The organism is Amphritea pacifica (assembly GCF_016924145.1).
GTDB classification, from domain to species: Bacteria; Pseudomonadota; Gammaproteobacteria; order Pseudomonadales; family Balneatricaceae; genus Amphritea; species Amphritea pacifica.
This window is the reverse complement of sequence record NZ_JAFFZO010000004.1, coordinates 42,160-57,748: the sequence shown is the minus strand read 5'-3', so window position 1 is coordinate 57,748 and position 15,589 is coordinate 42,160. Positions and strand designations below refer to the sequence as shown.

At 50.4% G+C, this 15,589-nt stretch carries 11 protein-coding genes; 3 read left to right on the top strand and 8 right to left on the bottom strand.

Translation table 11 applies throughout. From position 1 onward, the window contains the following. Nucleotides 1-5 precede the first annotated feature (5 nt). Both JW499_RS02855 and sbcD read right to left on the bottom strand, forming a co-directional pair. A complete protein-coding gene (locus tag JW499_RS02855; protein ID WP_205209167.1) occupies nt 6-3,692 on the bottom strand; it encodes an AAA family ATPase in 3,687 nt (1,228 codons plus the stop codon). Further along, entirely contained in the window at nt 3,689-4,969 is a 1,281-nt protein-coding gene (gene sbcD, locus JW499_RS02850) for an exonuclease subunit SbcD (protein ID WP_205209166.1), read from the bottom strand. Before sbcD ends, JW499_RS02855 begins: the two co-directional genes overlap by 4 nt. Nucleotides 4,970-5,119: 150 nt before the next feature. On the opposite strand from sbcD, the gene JW499_RS02845 reads away from it, so the two are divergent. After that, nucleotides 5,120-5,746 (top strand): trimeric intracellular cation channel family protein, encoded by a 627-nt coding sequence (locus JW499_RS02845; RefSeq protein ID WP_205209165.1) that lies wholly within the window; start codon nt 5,120-5,122, stop codon nt 5,744-5,746. A gap of 65 nt (nt 5,747-5,811) precedes the next feature. Here the strand turns inward: JW499_RS02845 and JW499_RS02840 are convergent, their stop codons facing one another. Then, nucleotides 5,812-6,639, bottom strand: coding sequence for a 2OG-Fe dioxygenase family protein (locus tag JW499_RS02840; protein WP_205209164.1), 828 nt, complete (start codon nt 6,637-6,639; stop codon nt 5,812-5,814). Nucleotides 6,640-6,786: 147 nt separating this feature from the next. On the opposite strand from JW499_RS02840, the gene JW499_RS02835 reads away from it, so the two are divergent. Next, nucleotides 6,787-7,287, top strand: coding sequence for a GNAT family N-acetyltransferase (locus JW499_RS02835; RefSeq protein ID WP_205209163.1), 501 nt, complete (start codon nt 6,787-6,789; stop codon nt 7,285-7,287). 491 nt (nt 7,288-7,778) lie between these two features. Then, nucleotides 7,779-8,123, top strand: a complete 345-nt coding sequence (locus JW499_RS02830) for a hypothetical protein (RefSeq protein WP_205209162.1) — start codon at nt 7,779-7,781, stop codon at nt 8,121-8,123. Nucleotides 8,124-8,279: 156 nt separating this feature from the next. On the opposite strand, the gene JW499_RS02825 is transcribed toward JW499_RS02830, so the two are convergent. The 5 genes from JW499_RS02825 to JW499_RS02805 form a co-directional block, all read right to left on the bottom strand. Continuing rightward, nucleotides 8,280-9,143, bottom strand: a complete 864-nt coding sequence (locus JW499_RS02825) for a universal stress protein (RefSeq protein WP_205209161.1) — start codon at nt 9,141-9,143, stop codon at nt 8,280-8,282. Nucleotides 9,144-9,170: 27 nt separating this feature from the next. After that, nucleotides 9,171-11,180: a tripartite tricarboxylate transporter permease gene (locus JW499_RS02820; protein ID WP_205209160.1), complete on the bottom strand. Its 2,010-nt coding sequence runs from the start codon at nt 11,178-11,180 to the stop codon at nt 9,171-9,173. Between the two features lie 112 nt (nt 11,181-11,292). Next, nucleotides 11,293-12,405, bottom strand: a complete 1,113-nt coding sequence (locus tag JW499_RS02815) for a Bug family tripartite tricarboxylate transporter substrate binding protein (RefSeq protein ID WP_232846204.1) — start codon at nt 12,403-12,405, stop codon at nt 11,293-11,295. Between the two features lie 149 nt (nt 12,406-12,554). Continuing rightward, nucleotides 12,555-13,664 carry a 4-oxalomesaconate tautomerase gene (locus tag JW499_RS02810; protein WP_205209159.1) on the bottom strand — a complete coding sequence of 370 codons (1,110 nt, stop codon included), beginning with the start codon at nt 13,662-13,664 and terminating at the stop codon, nt 12,555-12,557. Between the two features lie 564 nt (nt 13,665-14,228). Continuing rightward, nucleotides 14,229-15,548, bottom strand: coding sequence for an OprD family outer membrane porin (locus JW499_RS02805; RefSeq protein ID WP_205209158.1), 1,320 nt, complete (start codon nt 15,546-15,548; stop codon nt 14,229-14,231). Nucleotides 15,549-15,589: the final 41 nt, after the last annotated feature.

Below are 15,589 nucleotides of genomic sequence, written 5' to 3'. Positions count from 1 at the left end.
CGCCGTCAGGCTACTCGATACTCACTTGCCAGCTCACTGATCCCCAGGCCACTCTTCTTAATCACCTTTAGCTGTGCCGGAATGCGCTCTTTCATCGCTTCTATGTGACTGATAACGCCGATCATCTTGCCGGAGGCGTTGAGGTTGTCCAGCGCATCCAGTGCGATATCCAGGGTTTCGCTGTCCAGGGTGCCGAAGCCTTCATCGAGGAACAGGGAATCGATACTGGTTTTATGACTGACCAGATCAGACAGCGCCAACGCCAGCGCCAGACTGACCAGAAAGCTTTCGCCGCCGGAGAGGGTTTTGGTATCCCGTTCGATATCCCCCTGCCAGGTATCCAGCACACTGAGTTCTAAGCCGGCATCCTGTTTTCGTTTCAGCAGGTAGCGCCCATGTAGTCGCTCCAGTTGCTGGTTGGCCAGGTGCACCAGATTGTCCAGCGTCAGGCCCTGGGCGAATTTACGGAACTTATCCCCTTTCTGCGATCCGATCAGTGAGTGCAGATATTGAATATCATCGTAATGCTCGGTGTAGGCGCTGATCTCATTGAACAGCGCCTGCTGATCCTGGCGACGGGTCTGATCTGAGGTTAGCTCGTTGCTGATCTCGCCAACCCGTTTCGCCAACTGCTCCAGGGTGTGATTCAGCTGGCTGATCTGCGCCTCGACTTCCGCCTTCGGGATTTGCTGGTACTGATTAGCATGGGGATGCTTCCGTACAGCGTTGAGCGCCTGTTCGGCATGGTCCAGCAGTGCTTTGGCCCGTTCAAGCTCACTATCCAGTTGTTGTTTCTGCTCAATCAGCCGCTTACGCTCCGGCTCTGACAGCAGTGCCTGCTGGAATGCGGCTTCGGAACCGAAGGGGCTTTCGGACAATGCGGCTGTCCAGCCAGCCTGCCGCTCTGCCAGACGGTTTTGTAACCCTTTAAGCGCTTGTTGCTGGCTGCTCAGCTCTGCCAGCAGCGCTTTATGGTCACCGGATAACTGGTGACGGGTTTCCTGCGCTGTTTTGTAATCGTTCTCGACCAACAGCAGCCAGGCCTGACTCTCTCTGCGTGCCTCGCTCACCAGCCCGTCGCCAAACAGTTCGTGACGCTGGTATTTCAAAAGCTGCAGTGACTGACTCAACTGCTCTCTTTCCTGCTGCCGCTGGGTCAGCTGTTTTTCAAGCTCTGTCAGTGCCTCCTGGCAATGACTCTGCTCGATGCTAAGACGATTGAGATGGGTGCTGAGTTGCTCTTTTTTAACGCTAAACTCGTCCCACTGTTTTGCATCCTGTCCTTTAGCCTCCAGCCACGCCTGCAGGGCTTGCGCTTCTGGTGGCCGGTAGCCCTGTTCGGTTAACTGTGCCGCAAAGGAGTCCCGCTGAGCGGTGAGTTGCTCTGATCGTGTGTTTTTATCCTGCTGAATCTCAAGCAGACTCTTAGACAGATTCGCTATCGCCTGTTCACTCAACTGCAGTTTATTGCTCAGCTGTTCCGTAGTGCGCTGGGCGTTATCCCACTGCTGGCGGGCATCATCGCGCTGTTTGTTAAGGCTTTTCAGCTGCTGGATGGCATCCGCAAGCTGTTGTCGTTTGATCTGTTCAGCCGTCTGATACCGTTGCAGACTGTCATTATCGGTAACCGGAAAATCAAGCGGCAGAGGGGTGGCAGTTTGCTGCCACTGCTGTGCCAGCGCAGACTGTTCTGTCTGGATCGCACTCAGCCGCTGGGCTAACTCCTGCAGATGACGCTCAACTGAGGCCAGTGCCGCGGCGGTCTCCTGCCCCTGCTCTTTAATGGCATTAAGCTCCTGTTCGGCTATCTCTCTGTCTCTGATGGTCTGGGACTGGTCTGCCGTCTCGCCATGCTGCTGAGAGTCGAGCTTTGGATGTTCATGGGAACCACACAGAGGACACTCCTCTCCCGCCTGAAGTTCAGCGCGGAACTGGGCCAGTTGCTCATCCTGAGTGACCAGTTTACTCAGCGCCTTTAGCAGTTGCTCCTGCTTTTTATACTGTTCCCGCAATTGATCGCGGGTCTGTTTCAGCCTTGTTTGACCGGTCTGTTCACTCTTTTCGCTTACCTGCTTTTCCTGTCGCTCTTTTTCCAGCCGCTGCCAACGGAGGCAGAGCTGTTGCAGCTCGAGTAACAGAGTGTAGTCGGTATTCAACCGTTCCCGTTGCTGTTCTAACGTATCAATATCGCCCTGCTCGCTGGCGGCAACCGATGCATTGTTGGCCTGCTGCCACACCTGCTCCAGCTTAGCCGTATCCGCCAGCGCAGTCTGATACTGTGTCTCGTCTGCGACGTATGTGTTCTGTAGTTCAGTAAGCTGTTGCTGCACACCGGTCTGTTTTTCGATCAGCTGAGTCACAACACCCTCTTGCGCTAACACCTGTTCCGCCTGCACCTGCCACTGGCCCAGATACTGTTTCAGTGACCCGTCGGCTTTATGCTGTTGCAGATAGAGATCAACTGTTTCGAGCTCCTGAGTCTGTTTTTTGAGTTGCTCATTAATCGAGCTTAGCTGCTGTTGGCTCGCTTCCCGCTTCGATACAGTCTCCTTAAGGCTGTGATCTTTATCGTTGAGCCTGGTCTGTTCAGCGCTGATCATCTGATCCAGCGGCACCACCTGCTCGTTGATCAACTGCTCCTGCTGTTCGTGCTGCTGTTTCGCGGTGTTCAGCACAACACTTTGCTGCTCGTAGGTTGCAACAGCAGTCTCCATCCGGGTTTTCAGCGCCTGCTCAGATTGCTGTTTTTCAGTTATTGCCTGCTGACTGTTTTCCAGTTGTTTGCGCGCATCCTGCAGCAGCATATATGGGGTTCGCAACTGTTCTGCCGGTTCACTCTGCTGTAAGCGCAGCAGATCGGGTTGCGCCTGATGGTACTGCTCTCTAACGATCTGCAGCCGTTCAGTATTGGTCGTTTGATCCTGCAATGCCTGCTCATACTGCTGCCACCAGTGCAGATGGGCACTGCTGGCTGCCAGCGTGACTTTCAGTTCACTCTGTTGCTGCTGCAGCCGGGTTAACTCATCCTGCAGTGACTGCGTTTGTTCCTCTGTGAGCAGCTGCACCCCTTTCGCCTGAGAGTTTAATTCTGCCAGTTTTTGTTTCGCCTCGGCAAAGTGCAGGTGCACCCGTTCTGAGATCTGCCCATAGATCTCGGTGCCGGTTAACTCCTCTAACAGTTCTGCCCGTTCCGCTTCTTTGGCATTGAGAAAGGCGGCAAACTCCCCCTGGGAGAGCAGCATCGATTTAGTAAAACGGGCAAAATCGAGACCGGTGATCTGTTCAATGGTGTCGCTTTTCTGCTTTATCTGGGTGGCCAGCACTGCGCCCGTCGCCACCTCGGCCAGTTCGACATCCGCCTGTTGCAGATTGCCATCGGCCTTGCCTCTGGAGCGGCGCATACTCCAGTGGGCACGGTAAGCTTTACCTTTGACTTCAAACTGCACTTCAGCAGAGCTCTCGGCGGTGCCCCGGGTCATAATCTCATTGGTAGACGTGGTGATCAGACCTAAACGGGGGGTCTGATGGTAGAGCGCCAGGCAGATTGCATCGAGCAGCGTCGTTTTACCCGCGCCGGTGGGCCCGGTAATAGCAAACAGGCCGTTATCGACAAAGGGGGACTGGGTGAAGTCGATCTTCCACTCCCCTTTCAGCGAGTTCAGGTTTTTAAACTGAAGGCTGAGAATCTTCATGAGTTCGCCTCCGGGTTCTGCTCAGGATTTTCAACCTCAGAGACGATCTGACGAAACTGCTGCCTGATTCTGCCTAAGCGTGCCTGTTCGGCGTCACCTTCAAAGCTTTCCAGCTCCAGTCGCTTGGCAAACACATCCTCGGGGGTTAACTCCGCCAGGGTTTCACGTTCGATCTGATTGAGTGTTTGCCGGGCCGTATTGCGTGAACGTCGCAGCTGTAATACCTCAACGGGCAGACCTTCAGTGAGGGCCTGAATCCGTTGCGGCAGATCCGCCAGATAATCCTGGGTTTCAACCTCAATAGACAACCAGGCCGACTGACCAGAGGGCAGCGTTTCAAACGTTTTCAAACGGGCCTCAATGCTGCTGAGATCCCCTTTGATCACCGCCATGGCCTGAAACAGCGGCACCTCAAGCGGGGTAATTGCCTCTGTTTCAGCAGCATTAAACGACACCAGCACTACCTGTTTAGTGGTTTTCAGTTCATCAAAACTTAAGGGGATCGGCGAGCCGCTATAACGAATATGCTCCGATTTGGCGACCATCTGCGGCCTGTGAATATGTCCCAGGGCGATATAGTCCGCCGGGGGAAAACCATCTGCGGCAAAACCATCCAGCGTGCCGATATAGATATCGCGCACCGAGTCCGACTGACTCACCCCTAACGCGGTCAGATGACCGGTAGCAACAATAGGCACCTCCAGTTGCTTCTCATCCCGCAGCGTCAGCGCGGCCTGGTACAGCTGATGATAGTGCTGCTTTATCGCCTCGCCCAGTGCCTGACGCTTCTCCAGACCGGACTCGCCGGCACGGCTCTGAATCACATCACGGGGGCGGATAAAGGGGATGGCACAGAGAATGGCGCCGGTTTCGCCTGCGCTGTTTTTTAACTCAATAATCTGATTATCGGATTGCTGATCGTCTGCATTGTCACTTGCACCCTCATTCGCAGCCACATTAGCAACTACATGGGTATTCAGGCGGGCCACCAGCTGTTTCGATTCATTCAGGGTGGAGACTGAATCATGATTCCCCCCCAATACAACCAGGGTACAGTTCAGTTGGCTGATCGCCACGATAAAGCGGTTATACATCTCCCGGGCATAACTGGGCGGTGTGCCGGTATCGAATATATCCCCGGCAACAACCACCGCATCGACCTTATAAGCTGCAACCTGCTGCAGCAACCAGTTAAGAAAGGCCTGATGTTCAGCTTTACGGCTTTTGGTAAAAAAACTCTGACCCAGGTGCCAGTCAGAGGTATGCAGGAGCTTCATGCAGATCGTCCTTAACCATCAAAAATAGAGCCATAGACTATCACACTGATCGCACTCACCGGATCGATTTCTTTAATAAAAACAACCCGCTGTTAGATGATATAATCAGCTAAATTGAGACCATAAGTTATAGATTCAGGGAACAGTATAATGCCATTCGATATTACCGCTGTTGTCAATATCATGGGATTGTCCGCGGTAGCCGTGTTTGCCGTGTCAGGCGCGCTGGATGCCGCCCGCCAAAAGATGGATATCCTCGGCTTTATGCTGATCGGCACGGCAACGGGGCTGGGCGGCGGCACCCTGCGCGACGTATTGCTTGGCAATCTGCCAGTGCTGTGGATTCGCGAGCCAATCTGGATCATCGTCTGTCTGATGGCATCCGCTGTCACCTACTTTATCGCCCCTAAACTGGTGTCGCTGTCACGGGCGCTGATCTGGATGGATGCTATCGGTATCGCGCTTTTTGGCGTAGTAGGAACTAAGATCGGACTCGATGTCGGCACCTCACCGCTGATTGCCGTGTGCATGGGGGTGATGACCGGCAGTTTTGGTGGTATCGCCCGGGATCTGCTCTGTGGCAGCAACCTGACCCTGATGAATGAAGAACTTTATATCAGTACCATGCTGGCAGGGTCGGTTACCTACCTGACCCTTAATTCGTTGAACCTGCCCTACAACTACGATCTGGTGGGTGGTTTTCTGATGGCTTTTGTTCTACGGGCACTGGCTATTCTGTTTAGCCTTAAACTGCCCAATATTTATCGGAACAACTGAGCCTGCTTAAAACGTGCTACAAAAATGGCGAACACAGTGTTCGCCATTTTCATCACTTCCTTATGTCACCGTTTACCACCATTCAACACCGCCCCGGGGAAGTGCTCCCGGAGTATGCGGTTCTGAAACTGGTCATTAAAGCGACAGTTAATAATGATGATAAACCGCTCGAATGGCTGTTCGTTATCCAGCGGCTTAACACCGCTGACACTGTGGTAGATCTGATCATCGCGGATATGCAGAATCTCCCCCGGTGCCAGATCAGCGGAGATAATCTCCTGCTCTCCCTGTTTATCGAATGACAGCAGACTGGTTCCGCCACTGACATTTTCCCGGTTGATCACCAACACACTGAGAAACTGGCTGCCATCCTTGTGAATACCCTGCCCCTGCAGCGGGTCAGTTAACGCATTCCCCCGCACGCCGTTTATCTGCATCAGAATCGGCTCACCGGGCTGAATATCCCAAAGCCCGGCCCAGCCTTTGATAAACGCTGAGACATCTGCTCTCTGAATAAAGGCATCTTCCAGCGGTGCGTAATGGCGTACCTTATCCGCCATGGTTACAGCATCGTTAAATGCACCGGCCTGCGCCATTGGACAATCCGGCACCACCACAGGTTCTCCGGCCTGGTTGAGATAAAACCAGGACATCCGCTTCCAGCGGCTATCCACATATGGGTCCCGGGGCAGCTGTTTCAGATAGGGCAACCAGCCCTGCAGATCAATCCGGTTGTGCACATCCGTTCTGCTCCAGTTTCCCGAACGGACCTCTTCATATACCCGATCCTCCCAGTACCTCCCCGAATAGGGTATGGCTGGGTGAACAGGCGGTGGTGCAATATAAGGTTGAGGAAAAACCCTGACTGGGTTATCTGAGACTGATGTTTCCATAGTATTTTCACTCCTGTGAGATAGAAACAGCTGCACAATGCAGCAGGAAAAAACCAAAGGCTCGACCCGCACGGAACCTTCGGTTTCTATTTGTAGCAACTTAAACAGACGTTTAAAAATAACGGACGCATATTTGTGAACAACGATATGGATAGTATTGAAACCCGGAATCCCCAATTTACGCTCAGAGTGGGAACCGCGGATGACGCCACGCAGGTTGTCAGCTATATGAAGAAACTCGGTGAATACCAGAAGATGCTGGATAAGATCACCGCCACCGAAGCAGACATTCGTCGGTTACTCAGTGAGAAAAGGGGAGAGGTTATCTTCGGGGAATATGCTGGCGAGACGGTTGGCTTTATCTATTTCTATCAAAACTCATCGGCGTTCACCGGCCAGACCGGACTCTACATCGATGGCTTTTTTATCGATCAACCGTTTCAGTCCCAGGGGCTGGGTAAGATTATGCTCGCCTATCTCTCTAAACTGGCACTCAAACGGGGTTGCAAGCGATTGGAGTGGGGCTGCCTCGACTGGAACGCCCCGGCTATCCATTTCTATCGTCAGATGGGAGCCAACAGCATCGATGAGATGACGATCTATCGCTTTGGCCCACAGCAGCTGGAGCATAGTGCAGCGCAATTCTGATCTTATTTTCATAACCTGTTTCAAGCTGAACCCTGACGAACCTTTATCATACAGATGAGCTCTTCCCCACCAATACGCCAGGAATTCTCCGTGCAAAACCGCTTTTCGGAGCAGCTTTTGTATAGCAATCCCATGTTTCAAGACACAACTGCTAAACGCTGAGTTATGCAGTTTGTCCAGGCGGCCTGGCCTTTTTTACTCGTGACATACAATAGTGCACATACACTCACCATGAGATTAAATCAGCTCTAGAATTATACAAAATCAAATAATAATCACATTATTATCATTATTATCATTATTATCATTATTATCATTATTATCATTATTATCATTATTATCATTATTTGATAATAATGTATTTCTTGTTGTTTAGGTTATGTTCCTAAATAGATAACCCGGATGATAAAAAGACCAAATCCAAGGCATCTTCATCATCCGGAAACGCCTAACTCCTACTGAAAACGATAATTAGAAGCCTGAGGTAAAACATGAAACGCACAGTTGCAAAGATACTTGTCGGATTATCTGTGATCGCCTTCAGCCAGAGTGTATTTGCTGAAACCCGGCTGACACTCTCCTCCTGGATGCCGAGCCAGCATCCCATGGCAGCTGAGATGATCTTCCCATGGGCCAAAGAGGTGGCCGAAGGCAGGGTAACGGTTGATATTCTGGCTAAAGCGCTGGGCCATCCAAAGATTCATTATGATATTGCCCGTGATGGCCTGGCGGCTATCAACAGACAAAGCCCCTTACGGGGCTTTAAAGTCTTTGTCAAATTACCGAGATCCATGCTAAGAGCCCCCAAACTCTCTCCCTTGCGTTTCATTCGTTAAGCCTACTTGAGGCGCTATCGTATTACGCAAAGATCTAGTCGTCAGGATAACGGCTGGATCACTACACCGATGGGCAGGTATTCAGGGTGTCTGAAAAAATGGATTGAAGGACTACCATCCGCATGCAAATAATAGTGCTATCAATTGAATTACGCTTTAATGCATCATCCAAACCGGCAATCTTGCGTGGCCGACCATATGCTGGGTGACACCACCAAATATCTGTTCATGCACACGGCGATGGGTATAAGCCCCCATTATCAGCAGTTCTGATTTGATCGAATCAGCCAAAGTAAGAATTGCTTCTCCGGTGGATCGGCGTCCAGCATCGAAGTACTTTGATTCCGCTTTGATACCATGACGCCCAAGATATCTGATCAGCTCTTCAGTGTCAGGTTTACATTGAGCTGAGCTGTCGCTGGTGGCGATAATGATCTCTTTTGCTTGCTGTAAAATAGGTATCGCATGAGTAATCGCGCGGCTACCTTCTGTGCTACCGTTCCAGGCGATTAACACACGTTCAGCACTAAACGTCGTCATCGTTCTGGGGACTAATAAAATGGGCTTACCACTGCGCATTAAGGCGGCCTGGAAAGTGGCCGTTGGCTTGCCACTTCTTGGTTGAGGCAGAATGATAAGGTCACTAACCTTACCGCACTCTCCTACAAGCTCGCTGCGCAGGCCGTTAACCTCGCGCCAGAAGGCGCTTGGCTGACCTGTTACTGAGTCATCACTGTGAACAATATCGTTTTGTTCACAAAGCTTTACGAACATAGATTTGAGTTCGCTCGATTCAGTATTGGAATATTTGTCGGCTAACACTTCTAACTCATTTAAGAGTTTCTGGGGCATTGTTCGAGCCACCGCATCGACAGGAATAAATTGTCGTGGGCTGACTTGTGCATGCAATACCTCCAGGTGAGCGCCAAAGAACGCTGTGACTGATAAGGCACCCAGCAGTCTTTCCTGCACCTCACCACTGCTGGAAAGCGGCATCAGTATAGATTTTACTGATAACATGATTCTTCTCCTTATATACCTAATTAATCAGTTCAGAGGCCAAGGCATTTGTACTGCTTCTTGCAAAAACCCGCTTGGAAGATCCAGTACCATCACATGCGCCAGTGTTGCCATAAATACAACAGCTGAACTGGTCAGTACGACAGTGCGGAGTATCGATGCCCGCGCTTTAACTAACAGGAATGCAATGAAGAAAACGGCAATAGATATTAAGAATCCGACAAAGTAACAGCTGACAATGAGTCCGGCTATCCAATAAACATAGTGTAAAAGGCTTGCGATGCTCTGGTCACCCTGATAACCGGCAGCAACTTCGTTATCAAAGTTAACAGCATCATCAACCTGGTTGGTTACAAGCTTGAACAATACGATACCGCTAAGAATAAGCATTACACCACAGACTCCGCCGGTAAAAACGCCTCCTAGCATCGATTGCTGTAATGCATCATAAAGGCCATAAGCAAATGCCAGAAAGATAGCACCGGCAAATAGCTTTTGCGGTCCTAAGTTAGTTGGACGCAGCGGTTTTGCCTGAGTACTGGAGTCAGTGCTGGTTTCAGTACAGGAATCATCTTTACCACTGTTTGTTGCATGACGTGCAGCAAAGTAGATAGAGATAGCAGTAATGGCACCAATGATTAAAACACCCGGTTTCAGCAGGAATCCCAGGCCATCAAACTGAAGCGCCTGATATAAGTATGTTTCCATTCCGCTGGCCAGCACAAATCCGATCAGAAAAGCAGGGCGTGGCCAGTCAAAGCGTTTCATGAGCACACCTAACACGCCAATTCCCAACAGTGTCACAAGATCACTCAGATCACGGGTTGCCTGATAAGCAGCGAAACAGATCACGGTGATCATGAACGGCGCCATCAACGCATAGGGAATCGTCGTTAATTTTGCGACCCATTTTGATAAAAACAAACAGGCAGCAGCGCCCACAACATTGGCAATCGCTAGTGACCAGACGATGGTATAGGTTACGTCCAGGTTAGACGTAACCATCGATGGTCCGGGCTCGATACCAATTAATACCATACCGCCCAGAAATACCGCCATGCTGCCTGACCCCGGAATGCCAAACAAAAGTGTCGGGATAAGTGCCCCACCTTCTTTAGCATTATTAGAGGATTCAGGTGCTATGACACCACGTACATCACCGTTGCCAAAACCATCTTTATCTTTTGTGGTTTGTACTGCATGGCCATAGGCGATCCAGTCCACCACACTCCCACCGAGACCTGGCAGGGCGCCAACTATACAGCCAATAACGGCACATCGCAGGGCCAGCCAACGGTTTTTAATCAGATCTCTGATACCGTTTACCCACCCACGGCCCAGCTCTGCTGCTTCTGAAATAGCGCTGTTCTGGCGAAGCAGATCGATAATTTCCGGAAGTGCAAAAATACCCAGACCGACAACAACCAGCGGAATACCATCCATAAGATAGAAGTTTCCGAAGGTCATTCGGTATTCACCCGTCGCAGGTGCACCACCAACGCTCCCCAGCAGCAGGCCTACACCACAAGCACTCAGGCCTTTTACCAGACTATTACCGCCTAATACACCGACCATGCTCAACCCGAGCAGAGTCAGCATAAAGAGCTCTGCCGACCCGAATGCCAGAATGACTGGACGGGCGATCAGGACGAAACCGGTCAGTACAACAGCACCAAACAGGCCGCCAAATAAAGAGGAGGCAAACGCAGCTGAGAGTGCGCGAGCGGCCTCCCCTCGTTTAGCCATGGGGAATCCGTCCAACACGGTGGCCTGCGAGCCACTGGATCCTGGAATGCCCATCAACACCGATGTAAAGGTATCGGAGGTTGGGATAACAGCAACTAAACCAATCAGCATCGCCAGTGCGGTGGTTGGTTCCATGCCGTATAGAAAAGGAAGTAATAAAGAAAGCCCGGCGATACCGCCAAGACCCGGAAAAATGCCGATAGCAAGTCCCAGCAATACACCACCCGCTAAATAGAGCAGATGGGTACCAGTCATGACAGTCTGTAGGGCGGTTAGGAATGCGTCTAACATGGTTCCTTACCTCATAAAAAGTGAACGACGGGCTCGGATGAGCCCGTGTCAGGGATAGTCAACAGGAATAGTGTTTACCTGATGGATTGACGTGATAAAGGAAACAACTAGCTTATAGTTGCACGTTGTATCGGCTGGTCAGCCAGTCACGAACCCACTGTCGGTCAGCATCTGAGATATCAAGCGCTGCTTTAAATGCTTTAACTGCTTTACCTTTTACGGCCTGAGGGTAGTCACCAAGAACCAGCTCAGAGCGACTCTTGAAGTCATCGGCCTTAACGGTTTTTTCTACTGCATCTCCCCAGGCATCGATGACGTCCTGTGGGGTTCCTTTAGGCAAGAAAATACCTTTTTGTGCGGCAAAGCCTGCCGCGAAGAACGCTTTCCACACTTTAAATGCAGTTCCTTCTGGTTTTTTGCCATGGATCATCTCATAGACTTCAGCAAAGTGAGGAAGATCCGGGAAGTTTGGATCGCGTTGCAGGTTGCCATCCTCATCCAATACGCCCCAGGACATGATAGGCACGACTTTGCCTTCATCTATCAGCGGTACAACTTTTTTCAGGTAGGCTGACGATGTTTGGTAATCAACGTTAACTTCGCCACGCTCAAAAGCCAGACGACCCGCGCCACGGCCTTTCATGCCGAAAATAGCCTGTACATCAATATCCAGAATATCCATCGCTAACAGAGGCACTAAGTCGAGGGAGGTTGCACCCTGACTGGCGTATTTAAGCTCTTTACCGCGTAGTGATGCCAGTTCTGCTGCCGATTTGATGCCGAGTTCAGGGCTGACATAAAAAACCCCACCTGTAGGTGATGCCAGTACTGGCGTCCAGTTCTTGTAATCATAGTTGACGCGTGTATCGCCTAACAGATACGGAAACTGAGTGGAGCCGGAAGTACCTATAATATTTAAACCATTATCTTTGGCTTTTCGCTGAAACTGATTAGCCCCTTTGGTTGAACCGCCTCCCGGAATATTTTTCACCACGATAGCCGGTTTTCCCGGTAGATTTTCAGAGATCAGTGGGGCAAAAAAACGAGCCCAGGTATCTGAACCGCCGCCTTCTTTAAATGGAATGATCCACTCCACGCGTTCGCCATCAAAGTCGACCGCATGTACGGGATTAGCGACTGTCAGACTCGCGATGCAGGCTGCGCTGGCAGCCAGGGCTTTGATTAATTTACCCGCACTTCGCTTATTATTTCTCATAGTGTTCATTCAGGACTCCAGTCATACTTTTTATAATTAGAATAGAGATGACCATTAGAATATTTTTTTTGGTCTTCCCATTGTTTCTACTTCAAGTTACTGCTCAAAACTGTCAGCAACCTGTCATGCAATATTTATTTTGATGTTAAGTGTTTTCTTCAGGATGCTTTTGCTTGCGCGTAAGACCAGATGCGGCTGGGTATATACAGTTCCCCCCGGAAAAGTTTCCGGGCAGTGCGGATAAGCCCGGCCCGATGGACCTGTAAACCTTTATCAGTTTCTTCCAGGTCAAGCACAATATCGATTCTCCCGCTGGGGTGCTCTACACCGATCATCATGGGTTCACCAACGGGACGATCAGCTAAGTCGTAGGCGATTGTCCCGGGCATCATCGCTGCCGTGCTAACGCAGATAGCGCCAGTGACTGCATGAGCGGCGTGACAATCGGTTGGGACAAAGTAGCGAGAACTGATAGTGCCGCCATGCTGAGGCGGTGCCATTAATGACACTTTAGGCAAGACTTTACCTGCGGCATCACCCAGCCCCATCTTTAAAGAAGCCTGTCGCCGGATAGATTCGATGCGGGTCAGAAGTTCGCGATCACTATCTAACTCGGCCTTGCTTTCCCAGCCACTTTTGCCGAGAGAGCTGGCAGGAATAAGCACCATGGGCATTGCAGCATCAACGCAGCTGACCTCAACGCCATCAAAAACGTCACGTAAATTACCGGTTGGGAGCAGATGTCCCGTTTTTGTCCCAGCGACATCAAGAAAGTTAAGCACCACAGGCGCCGCTGTACCTTCAACACCGTTTATGCTGGTATCCCCGTCATACTCAACCTTGCCATTTGGCGTTTGTACGACGACTTCGATAAATGAATCAGTATTGATGTTGTGGACACGGACCAGGGTTTCGCCCTCTTCTGCAGTGACCAGCCCTGACTCAATAGCGAAAGGAGCCACACCCGCCAGCATGTTGCCACAGGAAGGCGAGCAATCTACGATTCGTTCAGTGACGGATACCTGCGCAAACAGGTAGTCAACATCCGCATCGGGGTGCCGGGATACCGAGACGATAGCCACCTTACTGGAGAGGGTGGTTCCGCCACCGATACCGTCAATTTGCTGGGCGTTACCTGATCCCATCGCGGTCAGGAGTACTTCGTCACGTAATACTGGGTCACGTGGGAGGTCATTGGCTAAGAAGTATGGACCCCGTGATGTTCCACCTCGCATCATTGTACAGGGAATGGCTGTTTGTGCTGCCATGATTGGACTCCTCTTATGGTCGGTTGCAGGCCTGCTGCGGAATCTGTTATTAGTTTTGAGAGATAAAAATTAGTTATTGCTAAGCACTGCAACGGTCTCAATATCATCCTCACAACCCGCGGCATCGCCTGCGTCAGGCTGCTTGCCAGCACCTGCGGGTATTGAGTTATCGATCACTAATTTCAAAATTGGATGAATAGATCTCTTTATTATTCTTTGTGTCAGCATCGGTCTTCTCTTAATCTGAACAGGCATCTCTTAATACTTGATAGATCAGCTATCAGGCGCGCTTCAGACGTAAAAATGTGGTATTCAGATGGCAACTCTAACGAGTCAAGCTGTCAGCAACCTGTCATCGATTGCGTGGTGGCTAAAATAGTGCGGTGGCTAAAATAGTGCGGTGGCTAAAATAGTGCGGTGATTAAAATAGTGCGGTGATTAAAATAAGTACCGCTAGCACTCAGTCAGAGTTGATGCTTGAGAAGCGGGAAATACTGGTATTAAAAAGCAGTCGCGGGTGCGACTGCTTTTTCAGGTATCAATTAAAAATTGAAGGCGTGTGTATTAAAGATTAAAGGCGTAAGTATAATCCAGATACAGACGAACATCGGTTTCATCGGCTTTAACACCATCCACCCGACCGACTTCGTTTGAGTTGTAGTCGTGAATAACGCCGGTGAATTTCAATCCTTTTATTGCAGGAACTTTATAGCTGACTGCAAGTTCTTTCCAGTATTCATCAGCTGAACCTAACGAAGGATTGGCGGAGTTTTCTGCATCCCAGCCTTTTGCTGCAGCAATACTGGTCACCAGGCCTGGAGCGTAATCTTTCCAGTCGTACTGCACTGCCAGTTTCAAGACAGTTTCATTCGCATTGGTCATATCGGGACCAACACGAGACCGTGTCGGAAAGGGGTTAGTGCCGTGATCGCCAGCAAAGTTGTCTTCTATCCAGATGTCATCGGTTTTCGATACGGCTGCAGTCAGTTGCGTATTGCCTTTGCTCCATTTCGCTTCAAGGAAGGCCCCCAGACCATCGTTACTGCTTTTAGTGACACCGGCAATGCTGCCTGCAACATCTTCATCGTCCAGCTCCCCGCTTTCTGAACCAGTGACGAACAGATCACCGTTGTCAGATGAGCTGAACACCCCGGCGGTGAACTTCAGGCTGGAATCTTCAAACCGGGTCACATAACTTCCCCGCAAGCCAAGCTTACTGATGTAATCCTTAGCATTGAGGTATTCAGCGTCGACTGTGAAATCATCTTTCTTATATTGAATGCCCATCAAGGACACATACTTGAGATCACCTTCGCCTGATTTGTCAGTTTTAAATCCGATGAAATTATTATCGGCACGCGGTGACCACTTATTGTACACAGCGCCATACAGGTTCAGCCCTTTTACGGGGATATACATGGCGCTGATGCCCTGAAAACTATTAGGAACTGCGCGGCTACCAGAGCTACTCAGGAACATAGACTTATGAGTCTGGCGGCCAATTTTAGCGCTGAAGCCTTCAAGCGGGGTCAGATTTATAAATGCCTGCCCCAGCAAAGCGTAACCCTGAGCCTCACCATCTTTAACGGTCAGTACGTCTGTGGTGATTTTTCCGTCTGAATCAATATCCTGAACAAAATAGGGAGAGATGCCGACACCCAACACCCCTCCATATTGAGGCGTGCTCCAGTCTGCAGTAATGGCAAGCGCTGACTGGGTTCGATCATTCGCTGGGTCTTCATACTCCCGGTCAAAATAAACCAACCGGGTTTTGGTGTTCAGTTTATAGCTGCTGTCGCTTTTATCGGCTGCGATCGCATGTCCGCTGAGTATGGCGGATGCGACGGCGACAGTGAGTACTTTTGTTGTTGTTATTTTTTTCATGAATCTACTTCCCTTCAAGGCGAGTGGTCTTAACCGTTGAT

Bases quoted from the DNA above. Each gene is read 5' to 3' on its own strand.
- JW499_RS02855 (WP_205209167.1), bottom strand. From the start codon at position 3,692: ATGAAGATTCTCAGCCTTCAGTTTAAAAACCTGAACTCGCTGAAAGGG.
- JW499_RS02840 (WP_205209164.1), bottom strand. From the start codon at position 6,639: ATGGAAACATCAGTCTCAGATAACCCAGTCAGGGTTTTTCCTCAACCT.
- JW499_RS02825 (WP_205209161.1), bottom strand. From the start codon at position 9,143: ATGTTATCAGTAAAATCTATACTGATGCCGCTTTCCAGCAGTGGTGAG.
- JW499_RS02805 (WP_205209158.1), bottom strand. From the start codon at position 15,548: ATGAAAAAAATAACAACAACAAAAGTACTCACTGTCGCCGTCGCATCC.
- JW499_RS02830 (WP_205209162.1), top strand. From the start codon at position 7,779: ATGAAACGCACAGTTGCAAAGATACTTGTCGGATTATCTGTGATCGCC.
- JW499_RS02810 (WP_205209159.1), bottom strand. From the start codon at position 13,664: ATGGCAGCACAAACAGCCATTCCCTGTACAATGATGCGAGGTGGAACA.
- JW499_RS02835 (WP_205209163.1), top strand. From the start codon at position 6,787: ATGGATAGTATTGAAACCCGGAATCCCCAATTTACGCTCAGAGTGGGA.
- JW499_RS02820 (WP_205209160.1), bottom strand. From the start codon at position 11,180: ATGTTAGACGCATTCCTAACCGCCCTACAGACTGTCATGACTGGTACC.
- JW499_RS02815 (WP_232846204.1), bottom strand. From the start codon at position 12,405: ATGAACACTATGAGAAATAATAAGCGAAGTGCGGGTAAATTAATCAAA.
- sbcD (WP_205209166.1), bottom strand. From the start codon at position 4,969: ATGAAGCTCCTGCATACCTCTGACTGGCACCTGGGTCAGAGTTTTTTT.
- JW499_RS02845 (WP_205209165.1), top strand. From the start codon at position 5,120: ATGCCATTCGATATTACCGCTGTTGTCAATATCATGGGATTGTCCGCG.